The organism is Pseudoalteromonas sp. L21 (assembly GCF_021728035.1).
Classification (GTDB): domain Bacteria; phylum Pseudomonadota; class Gammaproteobacteria; order Enterobacterales; family Alteromonadaceae; genus Pseudoalteromonas; species Pseudoalteromonas arabiensis.
Map to the genome: position 1 here is coordinate 1 of NZ_JAKKCV010000005.1, position 22603 is coordinate 22603.

Sequence of the window (22603 nt, forward strand, 5' to 3'; positions counted from 1 at the left end):
ATAGTCACTCATAAGAAATTGAGACTCTAAATTTGTTTGCGTCATCTAGCGAACTAGACTCTGCTGTTAGAACTCAATCTGTACGAGTGCCCACACAGATGATTGCTTTATATTGTTAAAGAACGTTTTGATTCACTTTCGTGTCTCAAGGGCTGTGCATTCTACGCAAGCCGTTATTTTTGTCAACACTTAATTTTGAGAAAAGTTACTTTTTCAAGCAATGTTTCAAAATTCAGTTTTACTTGACACCCTGAGCTGCTCTTGCCTCGCTAAGCGTTGCTGTCTGCCGTCTCAGTGGGGTCGCATTATAGGGATGCAGCGAATTAACGCAAGCACTTTTTCAAGAAAACTTTAAAAAAACTGCCTTTTGAATCCTTTTTAATCTAAACACCACAAAAGCGAAACTTTATTAACGCTTCAGTTACTTTTCAGCCGTATTTAAGGCTATAAAAGCACAAAACTATAAAAGCAAAAAAGCCCAGCAATACTGCTAGGCTTTTAAAAAGTTCGCGTTTTTAGATGTTAAGCAATGCCGTATTGATCACGGTATGCTTTTACTGCGGCTAAATGCTCATCCATTGTGCCTTTCGCTTCTAGGTAACTAATTAAGTCAGCTAGTTTTACAATAGAGATAACTTTAGTACCAAAGTCGCGCTCGACTTCTTGTATAGCAGATAACTCAGCTTTACCTTTCTCTTGGCGGTCAAGTGCAATTAAAACACCACTTAAATCTGCACCATTATCAGCAATGATTTCCATTGACTCACGAATAGCTGTACCCGCAGTGATCACGTCATCAACTAACATGATCTTACCTTTAAGTTCAGAACCTACTAATGTACCGCCTTCACCGTGTGCTTTTTTCTCTTTACGGTTAAAACAGTAAGGTACATCTTTGTCGTGATGATCAGCTAACGCAACGGCTGTCGTCGTTGCAATCGGAATACCTTTATAAGCAGGGCCAAATAATACATCGTAATCAATACCTGCATCTTCAAGTGCTGCCGCATAAAATCGACCTAAACGCGCTAGGTCACGACCTGTATTAAATAAACCAGCGTTAAAGAAGTAAGGGCTAGTGCGGCCAGACTTTAAAGTAAACTCACCAAACTTAAGCACCTGCTTTTCGAGTGCAAATTCAATAAACTCTTTTTGATAATCTTTCATAACGAATCAACCTACTTCTTTATTATGCTAATGCTTGCTTTTGAATGTCGATAATCTCACGGATTGAGTGCTTAGCTAGTGTAAGTAACTCATCTAGTTCATCGAATGAGAAAGGCTCGCCTTCAGCTGTACCTTGAATTTCGATGATTTTGCCTGTTTCGGTCAAGATCACGTTCATGTCTGTTTCTGCTTCAGAATCTTCTAGGTACTCCAGGTCACTAATTGGTTGACCTTTATATACACCAACTGAAATTGCCGCAATCATATACTTAAGTGGGTTTGAATTAATCATACCTTTACTACGCATGTAAGTAAGCGCATCAACTAAAGCAACACATGCACCACTGATTGATGCAGTACGCGTGCCGCCATCAGCTTGAATAACATCACAATCGATAGTAATAGTGTTTTCGCCTAACGCTTTTAAGTCAACCGCGGCACGAAGTGCACGTGCGATTAAACGTTGAATTTCCATAGTACGACCGCCCTGCTTACCGCGCGACGCTTCACGACCATTACGAGTATGTGTTGAACGAGGTAACATACCGTACTCAGCCGTAACCCAACCTTTACCTTGGCCTTTCATAAAGCGCGGTACACCAGCTTCAACAGTCGCTGTACACAAAACTTTAGTATTTCCAAACTCTACTAACACTGAGCCTTCAGCATGCATAGTGTAATTGCGTGTAAATGTAACTGGTCTAATTTGGTTAGGTGTTCTTTCGCTTGGACGCATTAACGATCCCCTTAATTCAGAATTTGCCACATTATAAGTATATATACGAACAGATGCCATGTTGATTTACACTATTAACTGCAACAGAAAAGTACATTTCAGAAAATTTACGCTAGAGGTTAAAAACTGATGCGGTATAATCAGTCAACTTTGTAAACAAATAACACTAGGAAATCATCCATGATCCACAGCATGACAGCTTATGCGCGCCGCGAAATTAAAGGCGAATGGGGCACTGGCACTTGGGAAATTCGTTCAGTAAACCAACGTTACCTTGAAACTTTTATCCGCGCACCTGAGCAATTCCGTGGCATGGAGCCTGTTATTCGTGAGCGTTTACGCAAACACTTACAACGCGGTAAAGTTGAAGTTTTCTTAAAATTTGCAGCAAATCCTGCCCATGTTGGTGAGCTTAGTATTAATGAATCACTCGCTGAGCAGCTAATAAAAAGCGCACAATGGGTGCAGCAACAAAGCAATGGCGACATCAACCCTGTTGATATTTTACGTTGGCCTGGCGTTATGGAAGCCGAAGAGCTCGACATGGATAGCGTAAATAAAGATTTAATTGCGGGGTTCGATGATGTAATTGAAGATTTCAAACAAGCTCGCGGCGATGAAGGCGCAAACTTGCAAGAAATGATAGCTACTCGCCTTGATGCAATTTTAGAACAAGTAGCCATTGTGGAAAGCCACTTACCAGAAATCGCTAAATGGCAGCGCGAAAAATTAAACCAAAAGCTAGAAGAGCTAAAAACCGACATCGACGAGTCTCGCCTTGAACAAGAGCTAATTTACCTAGCACAAAAACAAGATGTAGCCGAAGAACTCGACCGCTTGAAATCTCACGTTAAAGAAACCAAAAAAATCTTAACTAAGGGTGGCGCGTGTGGCCGACGCTTAGATTTTATGATGCAAGAGTTTAACCGTGAAGCAAACACGTTAGCATCAAAATCTATCAACAGTGACATCACTAACGCTGCGGTAGAGCTAAAAGTGTTAATCGAGCAAATGCGTGAACAGATCCAAAACATAGAATAGAAAATTATTAACCTTTACATAGGGTTATAAATCTTCATTTACCGTCATGTAACTATCAAATAGGGCCATGACGGTAACTCCAAATCTTCTAGAACCTTTATTAAACGTCAGTTCCCTTCAATTTCAAAAATCGAAATACAAGTCATTTGGCGAGTCAGCCATTTTTCACTTTGCTAATCCATATTCTAGTAGCTTTATTCAAAAAGTTTAGAATTGATTTTCTAATTCTCGAAAAAAGTCGATATTACCTCCATGATTTTTTAAAAACATGACTGAAATTTACCACTCAGTTCAGTAAAAACATTGGTAGAAAGTCATATTTTTAAAAAAGCATGGATCTAATAATTGAAAATTGGGATAAAACACATATTCATTCTTGCTTCCAATGAATATGGTTCAATAATTCATTCTGTATATTGTTGGGAACGATTAATGGATACCCGCAATCACAGCATTCTTGATGATATTGTTTGCATTGATTAAACATGTAGATTTTAAATTCAGATAGCAGATTGAGATTAGATAGCATGCAGGATAAAACATCAATGTTAAAGTTAGAAGACTGAGTCAACCATTCATTAGTAAAGTCGGGGGCAAGTTCATCTTCCATTGCCAGACATAACAAATCCGTATTGCCGATGGCAACATTAAAACTATCCCACTGGTTGTGCAGATCTAAGAAGTTGGAGAGGTGATATCTGTCAGTGATAAAATCATCTTCAATAACATCATCTAGTTCATTATTGATAAAGATAGTTTGACCTTCACAATCTAAATTATGCCAAAACAGCTTATGTTCCCAATAACAACCAATTTTCTTATAAAAAACTGACTTTAAGACGCTAATTTTATCCAATTTGTTATACGTCCTTATTCCAAGATGTGTCTCATTATTCTAGTATGGATTTAGGTTTTCTTAAGAACTAATGTTACTAGTGCAAACTACGCTTTATTTCACATCCAAAGAAATGAAAAAGTTACTTTCTCTTAGTGATTGTCATTTAATGCATGAAAGAGAAAAAGGTAACTTGCCATTTATAAAAAAGGGGAATCAGTTTCTTTATGAAGTTGATGACGAGACTCTAGTATCTAATCATGATCTAGCAGCCCAAGTTATAAACTGGTATCAAAATAAACATGAGATCGAATTAGATAATACTCCTACCGAAGTTACATCCATCAAAGCGTTAGCATTGCTGCTCAAAGAAATTTTAATCCCAATCAATGATAGATTTGGAAAAATTACGATCACATATGGATTCGTATCAAGTGAGCTTAATAGCTACATCCAAAAAAATAGTCGTACAGGGACATATCCATCAATCGATCAGCACTCTAGCCACGAACTTAATGCAAATAACATCTGTATTTGCGATAGAGGTGGTATTGCATGTGACTTCTATGTTTCTGGCTTTGAAAACAAAATGAATGTAATCACAGACTATATTGTTAATAAATTAGAGTTCGATAAGCTGTATTACTATGGTTCAACCCGACCTATTCATGTCAGTGTTAGTAACGCTATGCAAAAGCACCTTCAAATAATGAATGAGAGTGCAAATGGAAGAAGAATACCGGGTAAAAAAGCATATGGTGATGAAGCCGTTTCGCTTGCTAAGGAGTTACTAACATGAATGCAGAGCAGTTTGCTGATTTAGCCAAGCAAATTAAAGTTGGTAAGAAGTTACCTGACGCTATTTATTTCCATAAAGAAGCATTTAAAGATACTCCTCCTATATTGGTAAACGTTATCAATAATATTGCGAAAGCATTGAAGATTGACGATGACGAGTGGAACCTAGTCAAAGTATTTAAAAATGAATTTCGTATTTCACTTTTAAACTATCCTAATTTCTTCGAAGATTCATATCCATGCCTGACTAAAAGCGTCAACATTGATCTAGCAAAACTGAAGCATCGTGTTACCGATTACTCTGAAGCTGATAATCCCCCAATTCTTCATAGAAAAGAAACTATGATCCCTGAAGATCATGAATCATTTGAAACTTTCAAAATGATAACTGAAGAAGGTGAGACTGCCGGGCTATATGAAAATAGTCGTATGATCGGCTTCAAAAATTCTTGGGATCGTTTAATAGCACGAAATGGTTATGAACTAGTTGATGGAAGACTATTTAGAAGCTCAGCAGTCCAAGTTGAATCAGACGATAAAGAAATAGCTCGTCATAAAACAGCACTAGTAAGACACGAACTGTCAGCTCCTATGAAGAATCTAGCCAAACATGGTTTCCTCAATGGTGACTATTCTATTTTTGATTACGGCTGTGGTCGCGGTGACGACTTGAGAGAGCTTGAAGCTCACGGATTAGACGCTATCGGTTGGGATCCAAATTTTAGACCTGATGCCGATAAGCTGGTAAGTGATATCGTTAATATCGGCTATGTTATCAACGTAATTGAAGACCAAGACGAACGTATTGAAGCTGTTCATCGGGCTTGGGAGCTAGCGAACAAAATGCTTGTTGTATCAGCAATGCTGGCTAGTGAATCATACTTAGCTCAGTTTACCCCTTATAAAGATGGTGTTATTACGTCAAGAAATACGTTTCAAAAATATTTTAATCAAGCTGAATTAAAGGCGTATATCGAAGGTATATTAGACACTGAGGCGATAGCCATATCGCCCGGAATTTACTATATATTTAAGGACAAAGAATTAGAGCAGCACTTCCTCCAAAACCGTAACAAAAGGCATTACCAGTGGCAACATAAAACCGCTCCTATACCAACAAGTGAAGAAAATAAAAGGTTATTGTTCACTAAGAATTCTGAACTATTAGAATCTTTTTGGTTAACTTGCTTGGCTTACGGTAGGTGCCCGGCTAATGATGAGTTTTCTAAAACGAATGAAATAGCTGAAATTATTGGTTCAAACAAAAAAGCTTTCAAACTTGTTTGTGATTGGTATGACGTAAATGAATTTGAAGCGTCTGCAAAAATGCGTAAAGAGGACTTAATCCTATATTTTGCTCTAGAGCTATTTGGAAAGAGAAAGCCTTATACACAACAGCCTGAAGACTTGAAGAGAGATATTAAATTTTTCTTTGATAATTATGCAACTGCTCAGAATGAGGCGAAAGAGCTTTTGTTCTCCATAGCAGACGTTGGGAAAATCACTGAAGAATGCCTATTAGCCAATGAATATTTGCCATCTTCAAAATTGGATTATGAAAATGAATACCCACATGCTCTGACATTCCATAAAAAGTTTCTTGATTTATTGTCCCCAACCTTGCGTGTATATACACACGCTGGGCTACAGTTATATGGTGATCTTGACGACATCCAATTGATAAAAATACACATAACATCAGGCAAGCTGACATTGCTTGGTTATACAGGGTTTGATGACTCACCTTTACCGGAGTTAACAGAAAGAGTAAAAATTAGAATGGCTGATCAGGACGTTGATTTCTTTGACTATATCAATGAAGCAAAACGCCCCTTATTGTTGGATAAAATTGAATATATTGATAATTCTTTTGAAGACTATAAAAAGCAAAAGGCTTTTAATAAGCGCCTTTTAGAGTTGTTATCCAACCATCAAAAAAATGAACCAACAACTCAATCTTCTTTCATTCACTTTCTAGAGAGCATCAAATATAAGACGCAAGGCTATAAGTTTTTCAAGATGTGAGATCTTCAAGCTCATAATACATATTCCATAAAGGGGTAGCCTCTGTATCTGCCAATATATTCAATAACATTGGTATTCCCGCATTCGCTAAGCCAATGCATACATCAAGCATCTTTTTAGGTTCTAATAAAATATTAGGATCATTTGTAGTTGCTAGTGCGATCATCTGCATTTGTGTAACTCTGTGAGAATTACGACTTAATATCTCAGCCGTAATTGCATTGTATGTGTCTTTTTCCTTTGTAGGAGTTAGACCTTCTTTGAAAGCAAGGCATAAAGCCATATACCAAAAGTCTACTTGTCTATCAAATGGAGTATTCTCTCTTGACTCAGCGTTACCACCTGTAGACACATATGTCTTAATTTTTTCTTGATATACTTTAGGCATTTCAATTTGATACTGAGCAAATATGTTATCCATCAAGCCCTCCTTGCAATTAAATTAGTTTGATCAGTTCTTTCACAAATGTCACAAAATTCTCTATGACTACATTCACATATAGCTGTAACTCCTTGAACTTTAGGCTTATTTCTTAACATTTTAGGATAGTGTCCTGAGAAAGAAAGCGTTACGGACTTACCAGCGTATTTATCAAGTAATTCTTCAACACCTTTAATTTCGTCAAAAGTTAAGAACATAACAATCTGAGACCCTTCACTAATCAGGTTCTCTAAAAGAGATGACTTTACTAACCCTGATGTCATTCCTAATGGAGTATCTATTATATTAGTTGCTTTTACATTGCTAACTTTTGTTAGAGCTAATATAAAAGATAGCGATATGGCTCTCCTAGAAGCTCCATTTAGTTCGGTATCTGGATTTAATGGTTGGTCATTTGGGCCGTATACTTTGATATCAAAGTCTTGGCTTAACTCTGCTCTTCTTATCATCCCCTTAGGGTTCATCCCTGTATCAGCGCCTATCATAGAAAGGAAAATCCGATTCATTTCTATACTAACTTTTTCTAACTCAGTCGTTTTTATTTGCTCAAAAACATTTTCATAAATTGTATTCAAAGCTACTGCCAATCTATGCTTTCCACCAGCAGTGTTCTTTTTATTTAGTTTGCTTGAATATAATTCCGCATCCTTTTTTAGAAGGGTATTGCTTTCCCTTCTTCTAGTTATTTCATCTTGATTGATAGTGATCTCATTATTAACTTCACGTAATTTTTGAGTATAAATTTTTTCTTGGTCACGTAATGAAATTAGTAAATCATCATTAAGCTCATCTATCATTGCTTGCTTTTGAATTAGCGTTTCGGTAGAACTTCTATAAGCGTTATCCGCATTAAAGTAGTTTTGCGTTAATGAGTCATAATTCTCACTCCAAGAACCCTCAGGCAAATAGTCTTGAGATGCGAAGTACAAAGAAGATGCTCTGTTATTAAGTAAATCAACCTCCCGGCAATCTTCTATGATTCCATGAATATAATCTCTTTTTTTTGTTCCTTCCGTTGACTCCTCTCTTAAGTCTGCACCACAAAGGCACTGTTCTCTCTTTAGGATGTCATTTAAAACAGGAATAAATTGCTTAGGAAAATTGTCACGAGCCTTCATTTCTTTTAGTAATTCAATGGCGGGTTGAATCTTATCTTGAATGAGACTAGATGATAGCTTCTTATTATTTAGTAAAGTACATAGCGATTTGATTGAATTTTTTTTAAGTTCTTCAGATGAACGTTGTTGTTGCTGTGCTTTCTTAATATCATTGCTTAATGCAGCTTTATTACCGAGTTTCAACTGTTCTTCAATGCCTTTCCTAAGTCGGGCTAACTCTTCTTCACATTTAGTCTTTTCTACTAAAAAATCTTTTAACTCTTCCTCATTTGACTTAATCCAATCATCGTTACCTTGGATTTTGTCTTCGACATCTAAAAGCTTTTTACTATAATCGCTTTTGTCAACTTTACTAAGTAACCCTCGTTTAACGCTTTTTAATGTAGATATTAGAGACTCTAAATCTTTCATAGACAACAAAGACTCTATAGCTTTTTGAACACGAAGTCTCTTTTCACTTCCTGTTGCGGTGCTTTCAATAAATGTTAGAGCCTTATCTCCATCGGTGAAGTAAATATCTTTTAGATGAGCAGGTAACGCTCTTTCAATAATAGAATCGATATCTGACTGAATAATTGGCTTAAAACCTTCGGATGTATTTTCATACAGCCGAACATCATCATTACTTCTTTTAAAAGTCTTTCGATCCTGAGAAACGAACTCTTTACACTTTCTGATTAACCTATAGACTTTCTCATTTACAATTGTTTTTCCTTGACGAGAAACAGCTTCCTCAGTTTCAAACTCAATTTGAACTTCTATTGGAATTTCGTCTTGCCCTTCTTCAGCAAGAGATAGAGGATATAATTTTTCAGAAATAAACTGTGAACCATACAACCCCCATATTAAACCACTCATAGCAGTAGTTTTACCTGTCCCATTCTCTGCTCTGATAACAGTTAGTTTCTTATGATCATCTGTAGAAAAATTAATGGTCACGTCCCTGAGTAACCGTACATTTTTGAACTTTGCACTAATTAACTTCATTACTACTCCTAAGAATCTGACATAATTGCATTGAAATGTTCAATTTTATCTTGCAGGCTTTTTTTTACCGATGAAGCATCAAATTGTGTTACCTGAATCAAAAAAGCTTGATTAGCTAACTCGATTAATTTTTCTTTATTTAAATCCTGATAATTTTCTGCATTTTTATTTACTTCGTCTTGGACTAAAGTTTCCACCAACTTTCTTGACAAACTCATAATAACTCCTTGATAGCCAATAATTCGTTAGAAATTGAAATAGCTTGATCTAGCGATCTATCTTTCACTGCTAACGACATAAACCACTGCATTCTTTTTAGCTCATTTGAAACTAGTGACTTAAACTCTTTAGTATTTTCTGGAGGAAATACAATGAAGTCATGTATTTCGGCTATTTTCTTACCTGTGTCATCACTTTTCCTTAGTACTCTTCCAAGCCTTTGAACCCAAGTCCGCACAGTTCCACTACTTGCAAGAAAATACGCGGTCTTAATAGGAGGAATATTAAAGCCTTCATCTAGCACTTTTTTTGAAGTGAGTATTTCTATCTCCCCACGTTTATAAGAACTAATAACATCTTGCATAAGATTTTTATTTGAAGTTTCATCACCTGTAATTTGATGAAACAAAAAACCTTCTTCCCTCAAAATATCATTAACAGATATTAATTGTTCTGGGCTTTTATCAGTACAAAAAGCTAATGAATGAATTCGACTTTTAAGCGTAGAGACCTCACTTTTAAAGGCTGAATTTTTGTTCTCTGCCCCTTCAGATATAGCTCTTCTCCGAATTTGTAATTGCTCTACTAATTTTTTGGTTTCCTTATCTTCACTCCACAACAAACTATTAATTTTTTCTGTATACTCTTTCCACAAGTCCGACTCTTCTTGATTTAAATATACTTTATGAGCTGAGTATTTAAACGGTACTAAACAATTACCAATTGCCTCTTCAAGTGAAAACTCGTAAACGACAGGACCAAAATAGTCAAACAACTTTAACGTTCCCTCTGGATCATACTGTCGCTCAGGAGTTGCAGAAAGAGCCAGCCTCAACTCAATAAAGCCCGGAGGGTTATCAACAAAACTAGCACTTCCTAAATTATGAGCTTCATCACCAATTAGCATTATTTTATTTTTATATTTTGAAAGTACACTTTTTACTTCATCAGTTTTTAGTGCGTCATGTGTAAGAACAATTGCACTATGTTGAGGAATCATTTCATGTTCTTTAATAGTTCTTCTGATAACTCTCACTATTCCTTTAGTTCCTATCCCTTCAGTATCTACAGGGCGTAACGAAAAATTTCTAACATCTTCTGCCCACTGCTTAATTAAAGGTTTATTTGGCACAGCAATAACAAGTATTCCTGCTTCTTCCGATTCAAAAGCAATTGACGCGCATACAAGTGAGGTGAGAGTTTTTCCGCCACCTGTAGCGATTTCTAAAGTACCTTTGTATCCTTGCTCTATCCACGCATCTATTGCTTCGCCCTGATGCTTGTAGTCTCCATCTCTGAAATTGAGCCACTCAGGTATAGTTAATCTTTGAGACACAGTTTTATTTTCCAAATGCTTTGTTAATTTATTTAATAAATTAGGAAACTCTTCCTCTGAAACGTCAGTCTTAGTTGACATCAATATTTTTGAAATCGTTTTATCATTCAATTTCAAGGTGTACGAATCGTCTCTTCTACCATCCCAAAATGTATTAAATCTATCTTGATATGAGTCAATAATTGTTTTGTTACTTTTGGATTCCCATTCACGACTAAAAACGAGTTGTTCAAAGTTAGTCATCAATCCTGATTTAGTTGCATTACCTGAACCATGTATCGCAACTTCACCTTCAGTTGTTGAAAACAACCAAATCTTAGCGTGCATCATTCCTTCTTTCATTAAGGCTATACGTATATCTAATCTGTTCTTTTTGATTAGGTAGCCAATGGCTTCTAATGTTGACGTAACTAAAGCTTCTCGTGTTATTTCATCTTTACCGACTAAAAAATCAAATATCGACTCTTCATTTTCATATGCTTTAATTAGAGCCTCTTTATCTTCGTCACTTAAGTTAGGGCTAATAACAAACCTTCCCTTCGCTAAGGGGTTTTTAAATAAAACAGAAAGAGGTTCTGCTAATTCAGAAATGGCTTTTGAAGAAAAATAACCAGATAAGCAATTAAAGTTATTTGAAACCTTGGAAACAGGCAAAAAAAGTTTTTTAACTATGTTTATCTCATTGGGGAAATATACTGGTGGCAATGAATTCAAAACTTGTTCATTCGTTGTCATTAATTACTTTTCCTTTGAACAAACTTTGCTTGTGTTAGTAACATTAAAGCCTCCTGCTAAATGAATTCATTATTTTAATGGTACTCATTGTGTAGTATCCAACTTTATACTTATCACCTTTGTATATCAAATTCATTTTGTATAATAATCATAGAGATATGTTAACTATTTGTTGCTTTTACCTGTCCAAAAAATAAACTGTATATATCAACAGCATTTTTATTCCTTTAACTCTTTATTCTGCGTTGCGTTACATATAAGATTAGCTTCTGGAGATTTTCTCCAGAAGAAGCTTTATGAATGAGGTAACAATAGGAATATGAGAGCGAAGTTTACGGGGCATGATACGTTCCCTCTTAGATATGGATGGCTATATAAAGCTGTTAACCATTTGAATTCAGGTGGAAAATTACAGACAAGTAAAGAAGATGAAACTCAGCAAGCTATTATTCAGCTAGGTGTGGGTAAAAACATGGTGAATGCGATTCGCTATTGGGCGGAGTGTGCTGGACTGCTTGAGAGTAAAAGAAAGCAATCAAATATTGATTATTACACTTCTGAAAATGGTGATTATCTATTTAATGAAACAACAGGCAAAGATCCATATCTAGAGCATTTAGGTTCAATTTGGCTAGTACACTTTTGGCTATGTTTTAATGAAGACGAAATGACATCTTACAGGTATTTTTTTAATATCTTTAACGGTGAATATTTTGAAAAACAAGTTTTGTTGGCTCATATGTCTAACGATTTAGTAAAGCTTACTTCTGGTGATTCATCTTTAAATGATTCTACAATTCAAAAAGATATCGATACATTCCTTAACTCTTATAGTAAAAAACATATAACTAAGACTGGGGATGAAGAACAATTTAACTCTCCTTTAACCGAGCTTTCGCTAATTCAGGAAAGTGGTAAAAATTATTATTTAAGTGACTTAAACAGTAAGTCAGATTTGCCTATAGAAATATTCATTTACGCTCTGCTTAAATTCATTCAGAAAGAATCGAGAATATCTAAAGTTTCAAAAGTTAATTTTAAGTCCTTGCTGCTTGACCCTTTATCTCCCGGAAGAATATTTAGACTTTCTGAACAAGGGCTAGGTGAAAAATTAGATTCGGCACAGGATTATTCAAATGGCAGTATTTCATGGCTAGACACTTCAGGACTTCGACAAGTTTCCGTCGATAGCGAATACCTCAATCAAGAGCAAGTTGTATTAGACAGTTACTACGAAGGAGCAAACAATGTCTAATTTGTTAGTAGACGTGAAACAAAAATATAAAAGCTCTACTCGAATCGATAGTCAATTAGAAGATTGTAAACAATTTATTGATAATTTCATTCTTCACGGCACAGCTATAAACGTTCTTGAAACTATCAGTAGAGACTTTGAGGGTAGTGAGCAACGTGCTTATACGATTACAGGTCCGTATGGTTCTGGTAAATCTACAGTGGCATTATTTTTATCTTTATTATTATCAACTATTAAAGATGAAAGGGATTATGCAGAAGACTCACTAGATAGTGCAGAAGGACTGAAATCAGAATTTCCTAACCGTTTTAAGATTAATAATGGCTGGAAAACGATTAAGCATGTGTGTGCGATGGAATCTCCTGCACATTCAATACTTTACACCCTAGCAACTTCACTAAAGATAAAAATAAAAAAAGACGATATTAGAAATTTTACTGATGTTGAATGCCTTGACCTAATAGAAGAATATTTAAATTCTAAAAAAATAAAAGAAGATGGTGTATTAATTTTATTAGACGAAATGGGTAAAGCACTCGATTTCTGTGCAAGTAATAATAAAGATCTATATATATTCCAACTGCTAGCCGATATCGCACAGCAATCTGACAACAATATAGTCATTGTTGGTTTTTTACACCAGTCGTTTACTGAATACGCTAAAAACAAAGAATCTAAGCTGCAAGAAGACTGGGCAAAAGTCCAAGGCAGATATAGAGATCTTGGTTATAACCCTTCAGTAGACGAGTCGTTATTTTTGTTAGGAGATGCTATAAGTAAGTCTTCAAAACGACTAGACGAAAAGTTATCAAAGCAAAATAAGAACTTAGTTGAAATAGTTAATGATTCGTTCAAAAGCAAGACTAGAAACACCTCAGACTTATATAAAACCCTGCCACTAGATCCTTTAGTTAGTTTACTCTTAGGCCCTATATCTAAGCGTAGATTCTCACAGAATGAGCGTAGTTTATTTGGATTTCTTGCATCACACGAAAAGTATGGATTCAGAGAATTTCTTTCAGAATTTTACGCAGCAGAAAACAAAGAATATCCACTATACACGTTAGATAACCTTTGGAATTACTTGCACCATAATCTCTATCATATAATTGTTACTTCATCAGATAGTAAAGCGTGGTTAGAAAGCTGTGATGCCGTAGATAGAGCCGTAAAGAAAGGTAATGAGTTACATGCTTCAATAGCTAGAGTTGTTGCTTTGCTAACTCTGTTTGGCTTCAATCAACACTTTCATTCAACCAAAGACTTTTTAGAAAACTATTTTGAACAAAAAGGCTTTAAAAAAGCAGTAGTCACTAAGGCGATAAAAGAGCTGGAATCTTGGACAGTAATAATATTCCGTCCTGCACACAACGGCTACTTCATATTTGAAGGCAGTGATATTGACATCAATATGCTAATTAAGCAGCAAAAAGAAAAGTTAGAATCTGGGATAGATTGGACGACAGTATGTGATTTAACTGATGGTGTATTAGCAACCTCGCATTATCACAAAACTGGAGCAATGAGGTGGGCTAACAAATTATTAGTTAACAATGTTGATAATAAGTTACTTTCATCTATCGAATTAACTCCACGACACGGTAAAGTATTCTTAAATTTCGTATTAGCAGTAAGCGATAAGGCTTATAACGAATTAGTGAAAGAAACAGCCACGAATAAATGTGTGGTTATTGGCAAATCATCGACAATTAATAGACTAAAAGATTTATCTATCGAATTAATCGCACTAGAGAAAGCAAAGAAAGAAGAAGCGGCTGTAGTGCGCGATAAGATCGCATTGAAAGAGCTTGATTCTAGGATTATTTCTTTTAAGCAGCAGCTATCTCATGAGTTAGATAGAGCTTTCGCTAATGCTAATTGGTCATACTTAAATAATGAGTTGAAGAAGCAACCAGTATCTTCAATCGCATCTTTTGTAGCAAATGAAGTCTTTAATAAGTCTCCAATAATTATTAATGAGTTAATTAATAAAAATAAACCATCCGGCAGTGCAAACGCTGCACTTAAAAAACTACTTAGGGCTATGTCTGAGGCACCATGCGAACCTTTTTTAGATATGCCAGATAAGACTTTTCCAGCGGAAAAAGGGTTATACTTTTCTGCTATAAATAACGTTGGCCTGCATGTACCAGATCCAGAGCATAAAGGGCAATATAAGTTCGTTATGCCTTCTAATGAACAAAATCGTTTATTAGAACTGTTCGAAATAACTTTAGATTACATAACCGATAAAAATGGAATCGTTAGACTATCTGACATATTTGAACTGTGGCAAAAGGAGCCGTTTGGTATAGCGAAAGGTGTAATTCCAATTTGGCTTTTAGCATTTTTACAAGCTAATACTCATCATTTAGCTTTTTATGATTATAACGGAGTTACAAGCAAACCTACTTTCATCGATGGAGCTGACGAAGAGTTCGCTATGAAGCTATTCCAGCAACCTGAGTTACTAGGTGTTCAGATAGTCAAAATAGATCACTCTACAACTAGCTATTTAAATGAAATATCTTCAGCCATTGGACTAGCAGAAAGGGAGTGTTCACCGCTAATTATTGCACAATCCTTAGTGGCCTTTTATGCTGAGCTATCTCCTTGGACAAGAAATACGCGCTCATTGGATAAAAAACTATTGAAGTTTAAAGACGAAACGAGAGTCGCTTCAGATCCAAATGATTACTTGTTCAATAAATTACCAGCGATATTTGGAAAGAGTACAAAGCTTTCCGATATCAAATCTGAAGATTTTAAGAGTATTATTGAACAGCTCAAAAAAGCTCATGAAAAAGAGCTGTTAAAGTTTGAGAGTCGAATTAAAGAATACATAACTTTTAACCAGCACTTAGTTAAGAACTGTAAAAAAGTTGCCGCTTTCACAACACACCCAAAAGTTGAAACTTTTGCATTGCGATTATCTGAGTTTGCTAGTTCAAATAAATGGGTTTCGTCAATAATTTCATTACTCTCAGGTAAGGCAGAGAGAAATTGGGACGATAGTGCCTTAGCTAAGGCAAATTCTGAATTGATTGAGATAATTGAAAGATTTAAGAAAGATCTATACCTGTCTAATTTTGGTGATATTGATTACAAAAATATTAAGAAAAACTTTAAGCAACAGCTTAAAGATATAGACCAAAAAATAAATCAGCTTGAAATCAAAGAGAAAAAAGCGATTTTGATGACAATGTTAGATGACTTGATGGAAGTATAAGGAAGTACAATGGAAAAAACGCTACATGTATTAGGTCTTTCAGGTGGTAAAGATAGTGCTGCTCTCGCTATGTATATGCGAGATAACTATCCTGATTTAGACATTCAATATTACTTCACTGATACAGGTAAAGAGCTACCCGAAGTTATTGACTTTGTGAACCGCTTAGAGGGTTATGTTGGCAAAATTGTTGACCCATACGAAGAAGTATTTAGTTCTAACCGGGAGAAAAAAGACTTCGATTATCATTTGAGGCAGCATAAGAACTACTTGCCGTCACCTCAGGCCCGCTGGTGTACAATTCAAATGAAATTAGTTCCATTTGAAAAGTGGATTCAGATGAAAATGGAAAAAGAAGGCTACTCAAAAGTAGTTTCTTATGTGGGGATTAGAGCTGATGAGCCAGCTCGTGAAGGCTTTTTAACTAATACTGTTACATCAGAATATCTGACCATTAAAATGCCGTTCAGAGAAGATGGCTTAGAAAGAGATGATATTTTTGAAATATTAAGAAAAGCTGATCTATTAGGCAATGAAGAAGAAGTTGTCGAATATCGTAAGTTATTCGTTGACCCAATGACGGGTGAACCTGTAGAGCCTTCTGAAGAAGTTAAGATGGCTTTAATGAACCAACTTTTGAAAAAACGTTCGATGAATCAAGTTGAGCACTCTCAAGAAATTCAACCAAATTTAACCCCCGAAACTTTATTAAAAATTGTAGAAGCAAAAGATCAAGGAAAACCGGGCTATTATGGCTGGAGGTCTAGAAGTGGTTGCACCTTTTGCTTCTATCAACAAAAGATCGAATGGCTAAGGCTAAAAGAAATCTACCCTCAGGCCTTTGAAGAAGCGAAGTCATACGAAAAAAAAGCCGAAGAAGACAAAGGTGATGGCACATTCTACTGGCTAGGCAAAGGTACTCCTTTATCTACTCTAGAAACTGAAGAACGTAAGATTGAAATCATTGAGAATCATGAATTAAGAGTTAAACGATTAGAGAAAAAGCTGAATAGACGAGCAAACCTACTGCGAGCTAAAGTCAAGATTTCTGATACAGACCGTATGGATGAGATATATGACGAAGTTGAAGGTGGTGGAGCTTGTGTAACCTGTTATAAATAAAAGGACGTAAATAATGCTGGAACGCTCACAAGTCGATTTTCCAATGTGGCGAAAGAAAGTCGATGCAACTTTACTAAAAGACGGTTCAACCCCCATCCCAAAGTGGTTATTTAAATTTTGGGGTATTGAAGATGCATTCGGCAACGTGAGATCTAAAAATGACCAAGAGGCATGCGTTGAAATTACTTTTGATAAAAATACTTATCAAGGTCAGGTCTCGAAAGTAAAACACTCCTCTGGTTTCCAATATAGACTTTATTTCAATGATGCTCTAGTTGAAAAACTAAGAACCACTTTTTTAATGTCATTTATGAGAAGCATTGAAGCAGAGCTTTCAGAATTGAACACTAGAGATATTGAAAAAGAAATATCTTTTTGGGAGTTTTTAGATATTGAGTTTGACATTGATAACAAAAAGTTTTTTTTTAATGCTCATTACCCACTAAAACCTCAGTTTCCAAATTTATTTCAGAGACTTGTGAATTCAGCTCCTTTAAAGCGAATTAGTTCCGAGGTGTTAGATAAAGACTCTCTTAGTATCCATAAACAAGACTGGAGAGTGTGGGATAATTATAAATTTGAAATTGGTGCTCATAACGTAATTTATATGCTTCTAGATGAGGTAAATAAGCTTATCTATGTTGGGGAAGCAACGGATATGGTCAAGCGCTTTAATGCGCATCACAAAGGCACTCATAATTGGACTCATTATAAATATAATGTTTTACCAGATTCCTTATCTGAGTATAGAGTCTCCATAGAAAGAATGTTGATCCGCGATTTAGCATGCTTATTGGATAACGAACAAAGCATTTGTTCAATACAGATATCTGAATATAAATTAACTAACTTGAAAATTGATAAATAAGAAGTGCAATATGCGCTTCTTATGCAAAAAAGGACTATATGGACGTTATTGATTTAGCAATTATTGAAAGTCACCAAATAAAGGTAATGTTTTACCCACAAGCTTGGAAAGACTCTCAAAACTTCGTTTTGGATTGGCAAATCGTTGACTTTCCTCCTGACCCTCGCAATTTAATACCCAATAGTTCGGGGGTTTATGCATTTGTTGTTGAACCTAACTTATTTTCACTAGTGCCCGCTAATGGACTTTTTTATATAGGAAAAGCGACCAATCTATATCAACGTATAGGAGCGTACATTTCAGAATTAGGTAAAGATTTTGAACGCTCAACCAGACCCCACATTTGGAAAATGTTAAATAGATGGAATGGCCATTTTAAGTATTATTACTCAACCACTGATAATGTAGAGCAAGCTGAGCAATTTGAAGAAGAAATGCTTAAAGCTTTAAGGCCTCCATTTAATAAACAATATGATGCAGTTACTAGCCAAGTTATGAGGGCCTTTTGATGAGTACAACTTTATTGCCTGCAATTAGATCAATAGTGGGTGATTGGATCACTTACATTACGTCTATGTCATTTAAAGATATTAATAAACTTGTGAAGTCTCCTGATGAGATCCATACCAGAAAAGGTTTATCAGAGTGGATTCAACGCGAAGCTATTGATTCGCATTCAGATGATATTGCAAAATATATAGAAAATACACCACAGAGATTTTTGGGGTCTCTCATTATTGGAGTTTATGATGGAAGGCCCAATTGGGCGCCACTTAATATAAATTTTAAAATTGATCAACTTGAACTATCTGAAGAGCAAAGAGACAGTGTTGAAGGTAAACTTGGCTTACTTCATTTGTCAGGCGATGAAAAGCTATTTGCTATTGACGGACAACATAGGGTATCCGGTATTAAGAAGGCCTTAGATAAACTTGGTCAAGATAACAGTATTGCTAAAGACGAAATAAATGTAATTTTTGTTGCGCATGATGAGTCTAGTCAAGAAGGTAAATTAAGAACCAGAAGGCTATTTACTACAGTCAACAAAAAAGCTAAGCCAGTATCAAAGTCTGCAACAATCGCTCTAGATGAAGATAACGGTTTTGCAATTGTGACAAGAAATCTCATCGACCAACATTGGTTGTTTGAAGATGAAAGACAACACATTTCTTATACAAGCACAGGCTCTATTTCTCCAAAAGATGAAAAAATTATTACAAGTGTTGTAGGGCTGTATGAGATATCAAAAGACTTATATGGCAACAACAAAAAGCAATTTGAGTCCAAAAGACCAACCGATGATGAGCTACAACAACATCTTTCAGATGTAATATCTTTTCTTGATGAAATTCTCGAAGAGTGCTCAGAGCTTAAAGAAGTATTCAAGGAACAACAAAATACTGCACGATATTACAGAGAAGAGCTTAACCACTTATTATTTAGACCTGTTGGGCAAAGAGCTTTTGCAAGAGCTACCCAATTATTAATTTCGAGAGGATTTGATACTAAGGCTGCTATTTCTGTGCTGTTGAAAGCTGATATGAATATTAGTTCTCACGATTGGCATAATATTCTATGGGATCCAATTGGGGAAACCATGATTACAAGCAAGTTAGTAATGGCGGAAACCCAGTTGTTGAGGCTCTGTGGACATGAGGCAAGAACAACGAGGAATGCGCAGAACTTAGATGAGCTAATTCACTTAAGGGGGTAGCATATAGGTTTAAATCACTAAGTGCTTTTGGGATATTGAGATTTTAAGGTTTTAAATTTTCAATATCCAACAAATAATTCCTGTAAATCGATTTCGTCATGAATTAGCCCGCTATCATTGTTCTTAATAAATTCAATCAAGCGCACTACTACTTGCTTATTAATTTTTAAATTATGAGTTAAAAATAAATACAACCATTCGTATATACGAGTAACATCTCGAAGCCAATTAGAAGTTGGGTACTCTACGAACAAATTAAACAACTGACTTATGGTTTCTAAGCTGGCTTTACCTGCATTACTTTTTTCCTTTTCAGCTTTGGCTGCTAATAAACCAGAGACTAAAACAAAATACAAAGCAGAAACAGAGAAGTTTATTTTCTCTCTTAAATTGGCATCACTAGTCTTTTTCAACAACGGAATTAGTTGCTGTTCGAATAATTTATCGAATATATCTTCTAGATTCTCGCTTTTTCCTGTCAAAGTAAAAACATAATGTACACCAGCTAGTTTTCTAATTAAGTTTCCTGAATAATGATGATCAAACAACTTATTTTTCTCAAATAACTGTTTAAATTCTATGTATAAATCATCTAATGCAAATTCGAGGTCTACCTTTTTCGGAATATGGGGGATTTTCTTTAAATTTAAGTAGCAATAACCTATTTCGCATATGGAATTACCAATGTATTCTGCCATGCCAACATTTTCGAAAATGGATGCAGCTTCCAAATAAAGTTCGATAGCACCTGCATCATTTTCTAAATAAGCTTCACAATTTGCGAGCTGATGCAAAGTTTGTCCTCTATTTAAAGCAATGTGTGAACCATTGCATAGTTCCAAAACTTGCAAATAAGTGCTTTTAGCTTCCAATATTTTGTTTTGTTCTAAATGTGCACTAGCTAATATGCCTAAAGCATCAGATAGTCCATTATTTAAATCATTGATCCTCTCATTAGGATGAGATTCTTGAGCAATCATTGATTTATATGCTTCACACGCTTGTAAAGCATATTTTTCAATGTTATTTGGCTCACTTTCAGCCATTGCTTTTGCTAAAAAAAGCTCTGGGTACTTTTCAGGCTCTGCAATAACAGCGTCGAAGGAATTGATATATCCTTTTCCTTCAGCAATCATTTCTGTATTTGATGATCTTATCGCTAGGTTCAAAAATTGAGCTAAAAGAGTTGCAACGCCAGTAAATACCTTTGCTTCTTCTGATAACTTGATTAATTGAGCCAACATCAAGCCTCCCCTTTGAGGCTCATTTGAAACAAAGAAATATTTCATAATCGTCATACCTATGCTAATTGCAGCATCAACTAGAGTTTGGTGACGAAATTTTTCACATGTAGTTAATATAAAGTTTAATAAATTATCGAGTTCTTGATTTATCCTTGATAAGTAAACTCCAAGTCTTTCAGGTTCTCTATTAGCGTATTCAGTCGCGGCAAGCCAAACACTATGCAATTCAGCTAAGTTTAAAAACACTTTTTCGAGTTCATGGAGATTTTCTTTTGAATAACTTTTATTTCTTACAAAGTGGCGTATAGGTGTTAAAACACCTATACGATTAAAGGATTTGAATTTATATATTGGTTCTACCAAAGTCCATAGCTTTAGGTAAGCGAAAGATTCTTCTACTGAGTCAATATTAAGATAATGTGAATCTATATATATATCAAATATCCCATTTGGTAGTTCAGACAAAATCCACAAGAGTTTTCTCGATTCATCATTCAAAGCGTCATATGCAACAGCTAAACACACTTCAAGAGACGTACTTTTATTTAAATTACTTCTTGTCGGTATATTAAAAGACTTTTCTTTTATTGCGTCTAATGCAGCGTCAGGTGAGCGGTAAAATTTAGCAATAGATGTAGCTATTTTAATTGCTAGAGGGTGACCATTACAAAATTCAATTAACTCTACGAAATCATCTTTCCGAAAAGGATGTTTGAAATCTAAGTGAAATAAAGTGCTTGATTCTTCCGAATTTAGCTTGAAAACGCAAATTTCTTTGTCCGGTATGAAGCAAAGCAATTTAACTTGGCTTGTAATTATAAATTGCGTTGATTTAGTAGATAAACTCAATTCTGACAAAAAATCTTCTAGAGACTCTAATTCATTACTTCCAATTTGCTCTATTCCATCAAATACAATACATGCTTGTATTTCATCTAGACAAGTTGCGATATCTAATATTGATACATCTGGTAGGTTTATATTTAATTCTGTATTTAAAGAAGAAATAATACTTTTAGTATCTGTATATTTTTCAACATTGACCCATACTGTTTGCTTGTAGGTGTGCTGCTTTTTCAAAGCTTCTTTAACCAGCTCAGATTTACCGATCCCTCCAACACCTACAATAGCAATAGATTCATTTGATTGGATACAACTCTTTAATTTTTCTAATTCTTCTTTTCGTCCTACGAAGTTCTTGCAGGTTTGTGGAATAGGAAAGGCGGCACTTGTCCTCAACTTAGTCTGAATATTTCTTCTAGTTCTAGCAATAAGTTGCTCTTTCAAACGTTGAAGCTCTTTTGTTGATAAACTATTATTTATATCGTGTTCGATATGACAGCTAGAACATATGCGTATCAAATTAGATGGGTGATGTGATAAGCTTTCAGACCAAGGTATGATGTGTGCAGATTCAATACCATTTCCAGTACCGCAGCGACTGCACTCATTGAAACTTTCAGCAATTAAATGGTCCCTTATACACGTTGGTATAGAACTTCTAGTTTTAGCATTATCTGACCACTTTTCTCTTAACTGTAAGTCAAAAGTATCTAACATTGATAACCTAAATAAGGTTCGCCCATTTATACTCTCTGACTTTAAAGGTAACTTATTGAATCCTCTTGCGAAATTATTTTTAGTGTATTTGAATATTAGTTCTCTTGTCACTCCTAGGTATATTGCTGCTTCGTCAGGAGTTAAAAGTGCATTGTCATTTCTATCATCCATG

General features: G+C 35.3%; 17 protein-coding genes. 9 read left to right on the forward strand and 8 right to left on the reverse strand.

Annotation, left to right across the window (positions count from 1 at the left end; translation table 11 throughout):
• Positions 1-522 precede the first annotated feature (522 nt).
• Positions 523-1167, reverse strand: coding sequence for an orotate phosphoribosyltransferase (gene pyrE, locus L3V41_RS14470; RefSeq protein ID WP_054554229.1), 645 nt, complete (start codon positions 1165-1167; stop codon positions 523-525).
• Positions 1168-1189: 22 nt separating this feature from the next.
• The gene (rph, locus tag L3V41_RS14475) at positions 1190-1903 is read right to left on the reverse strand and encodes a ribonuclease PH (protein WP_237127986.1); all 714 of its coding nucleotides are present in this window, start codon (positions 1901-1903) and stop codon (positions 1190-1192) included.
• A gap of 180 nt (positions 1904-2083) precedes the next feature.
• On the opposite strand from rph, the gene L3V41_RS14480 reads away from it, so the two are divergent.
• A complete protein-coding gene (locus L3V41_RS14480) occupies positions 2084-2944 on the forward strand; it encodes a YicC/YloC family endoribonuclease (protein ID WP_062567428.1) in 861 nt (286 codons plus the stop codon).
• A 370-nt stretch (positions 2945-3314) separates the two neighbouring features.
• Here the strand turns inward: L3V41_RS14480 and L3V41_RS14485 are convergent, their stop codons facing one another.
• Positions 3315-3800 carry a hypothetical protein gene (locus L3V41_RS14485; RefSeq protein WP_237127987.1) on the reverse strand — a complete coding sequence of 162 codons (486 nt, stop codon included), beginning with the start codon at positions 3798-3800 and terminating at the stop codon, positions 3315-3317.
• A gap of 112 nt (positions 3801-3912) precedes the next feature.
• Between L3V41_RS14485 and L3V41_RS14490 the strand changes: the two genes are divergently transcribed.
• Positions 3913-4578, forward strand: a complete 666-nt coding sequence (locus L3V41_RS14490; RefSeq protein WP_237127988.1) for a hypothetical protein — start codon at positions 3913-3915, stop codon at positions 4576-4578.
• Positions 4575-6602: a DNA phosphorothioation-associated putative methyltransferase gene (locus L3V41_RS14495; RefSeq protein WP_237127989.1), complete on the forward strand. Its 2028-nt coding sequence runs from the start codon at positions 4575-4577 to the stop codon at positions 6600-6602. The genes L3V41_RS14490 and L3V41_RS14495 overlap by 4 nt, the downstream gene beginning before the upstream one ends.
• Here the strand turns inward: L3V41_RS14495 and L3V41_RS14500 are convergent.
• Genes L3V41_RS14500 through L3V41_RS14515 form a run of 4 tightly spaced genes read right to left on the reverse strand, consistent with a single transcriptional unit; the run spans position 6592 to position 11439 of the window.
• Positions 6592-7023, reverse strand: coding sequence for a hypothetical protein (locus tag L3V41_RS14500; RefSeq protein WP_237127990.1), 432 nt, complete (start codon positions 7021-7023; stop codon positions 6592-6594). The two genes, L3V41_RS14495 and L3V41_RS14500, sit on opposite strands and share 11 nt — an antisense overlap.
• Complete coding sequence (locus tag L3V41_RS14505; RefSeq protein ID WP_237127991.1) at positions 7023-9149, reverse strand: AAA family ATPase; 2127 nt, start codon at positions 9147-9149, stop codon at positions 7023-7025. The genes L3V41_RS14500 and L3V41_RS14505 overlap by 1 nt, the downstream gene beginning before the upstream one ends.
• Before the next feature lie 8 nt (positions 9150-9157).
• A complete protein-coding gene (locus tag L3V41_RS14510; RefSeq protein WP_237127992.1) occupies positions 9158-9367 on the reverse strand; it encodes a hypothetical protein in 210 nt (69 codons plus the stop codon).
• Positions 9364-11439, reverse strand: a complete 2076-nt coding sequence (locus tag L3V41_RS14515; RefSeq protein ID WP_237127993.1) for a DEAD/DEAH box helicase family protein — start codon at positions 11437-11439, stop codon at positions 9364-9366. The genes L3V41_RS14510 and L3V41_RS14515 overlap by 4 nt, the downstream gene beginning before the upstream one ends.
• Positions 11440-11758: 319 nt before the next feature.
• Here L3V41_RS14515 and L3V41_RS14520 point away from each other — a divergent pair, with 319 nt between their 5' ends.
• Genes L3V41_RS14520 through L3V41_RS14545 form a run of 6 tightly spaced genes read left to right on the forward strand, consistent with a single transcriptional unit; the run spans position 11759 to position 19627 of the window.
• Entirely contained in the window at positions 11759-12694 is a 936-nt protein-coding gene (locus L3V41_RS14520; RefSeq protein ID WP_237127994.1) for a DUF4007 family protein, read from the forward strand.
• The gene (locus L3V41_RS14525; RefSeq protein WP_237127995.1) at positions 12687-15923 is read left to right on the forward strand and encodes a hypothetical protein; all 3237 of its coding nucleotides are present in this window, start codon (positions 12687-12689) and stop codon (positions 15921-15923) included. Before L3V41_RS14520 ends, L3V41_RS14525 begins: the two co-directional genes overlap by 8 nt.
• Before the next feature lie 9 nt (positions 15924-15932).
• Positions 15933-17045: a phosphoadenosine phosphosulfate reductase family protein gene (locus L3V41_RS14530; RefSeq protein WP_237127996.1), complete on the forward strand. Its 1113-nt coding sequence runs from the start codon at positions 15933-15935 to the stop codon at positions 17043-17045.
• Positions 17046-17058: 13 nt separating this feature from the next.
• Complete coding sequence (locus tag L3V41_RS14535) at positions 17059-17913, forward strand: GIY-YIG nuclease family protein (RefSeq protein WP_237127997.1); 855 nt, start codon at positions 17059-17061, stop codon at positions 17911-17913.
• Positions 17914-17951: 38 nt separating this feature from the next.
• The gene (locus L3V41_RS14540) at positions 17952-18422 is read left to right on the forward strand and encodes a GIY-YIG nuclease family protein (protein ID WP_237127998.1); all 471 of its coding nucleotides are present in this window, start codon (positions 17952-17954) and stop codon (positions 18420-18422) included.
• Positions 18422-19627, forward strand: a complete 1206-nt coding sequence (locus tag L3V41_RS14545) for a DNA sulfur modification protein DndB (protein ID WP_237127999.1) — start codon at positions 18422-18424, stop codon at positions 19625-19627. The genes L3V41_RS14540 and L3V41_RS14545 overlap by 1 nt, the downstream gene beginning before the upstream one ends.
• Positions 19628-19686: 59 nt before the next feature.
• Here L3V41_RS14545 and L3V41_RS14550 read toward each other — a convergent pair whose 3' ends face one another.
• The gene (locus L3V41_RS14550) at positions 19687-22602 is read right to left on the reverse strand and encodes an NB-ARC domain-containing protein (RefSeq protein ID WP_237128000.1); all 2916 of its coding nucleotides are present in this window, start codon (positions 22600-22602) and stop codon (positions 19687-19689) included.
• Position 22603: the final 1 nt, after the last annotated feature.

What these genes read in the sequence shown, in the direction of transcription:
- pyrE (WP_054554229.1), bottom strand. Translation starts at nt 1,167, where the DNA reads ATGAAAGATTATCAAAAAGAGTTTATTGAATTTGCACTCGAAAAGCAG.
- rph (WP_237127986.1), bottom strand. Translation starts at nt 1,903, where the DNA reads ATGCGTCCAAGCGAAAGAACACCTAACCAAATTAGACCAGTTACATTT.
- L3V41_RS14480 (WP_062567428.1), top strand. Translation starts at nt 2,084, where the DNA reads ATGATCCACAGCATGACAGCTTATGCGCGCCGCGAAATTAAAGGCGAA.
- L3V41_RS14490 (WP_237127988.1), top strand. Translation starts at nt 3,913, where the DNA reads ATGAAAAAGTTACTTTCTCTTAGTGATTGTCATTTAATGCATGAAAGA.
- L3V41_RS14495 (WP_237127989.1), top strand. Translation starts at nt 4,575, where the DNA reads ATGAATGCAGAGCAGTTTGCTGATTTAGCCAAGCAAATTAAAGTTGGT.
- L3V41_RS14500 (WP_237127990.1), bottom strand. Translation starts at nt 7,023, where the DNA reads ATGGATAACATATTTGCTCAGTATCAAATTGAAATGCCTAAAGTATAT.
- L3V41_RS14505 (WP_237127991.1), bottom strand. Translation starts at nt 9,149, where the DNA reads ATGAAGTTAATTAGTGCAAAGTTCAAAAATGTACGGTTACTCAGGGAC.
- L3V41_RS14510 (WP_237127992.1), bottom strand. Translation starts at nt 9,367, where the DNA reads ATGAGTTTGTCAAGAAAGTTGGTGGAAACTTTAGTCCAAGACGAAGTA.
- L3V41_RS14515 (WP_237127993.1), bottom strand. Translation starts at nt 11,439, where the DNA reads ATGACAACGAATGAACAAGTTTTGAATTCATTGCCACCAGTATATTTC.
- L3V41_RS14520 (WP_237127994.1), top strand. Translation starts at nt 11,759, where the DNA reads ATGAGAGCGAAGTTTACGGGGCATGATACGTTCCCTCTTAGATATGGA.
- L3V41_RS14525 (WP_237127995.1), top strand. Translation starts at nt 12,687, where the DNA reads ATGTCTAATTTGTTAGTAGACGTGAAACAAAAATATAAAAGCTCTACT.
- L3V41_RS14530 (WP_237127996.1), top strand. Translation starts at nt 15,933, where the DNA reads ATGGAAAAAACGCTACATGTATTAGGTCTTTCAGGTGGTAAAGATAGT.
- L3V41_RS14535 (WP_237127997.1), top strand. Translation starts at nt 17,059, where the DNA reads ATGCTGGAACGCTCACAAGTCGATTTTCCAATGTGGCGAAAGAAAGTC.
- L3V41_RS14540 (WP_237127998.1), top strand. Translation starts at nt 17,952, where the DNA reads ATGGACGTTATTGATTTAGCAATTATTGAAAGTCACCAAATAAAGGTA.
- L3V41_RS14545 (WP_237127999.1), top strand. Translation starts at nt 18,422, where the DNA reads ATGAGTACAACTTTATTGCCTGCAATTAGATCAATAGTGGGTGATTGG.
- L3V41_RS14550 (WP_237128000.1), bottom strand. Translation starts at nt 22,602, where the DNA reads ATGGATGATAGAAATGACAATGCACTTTTAACTCCTGACGAAGCAGCA.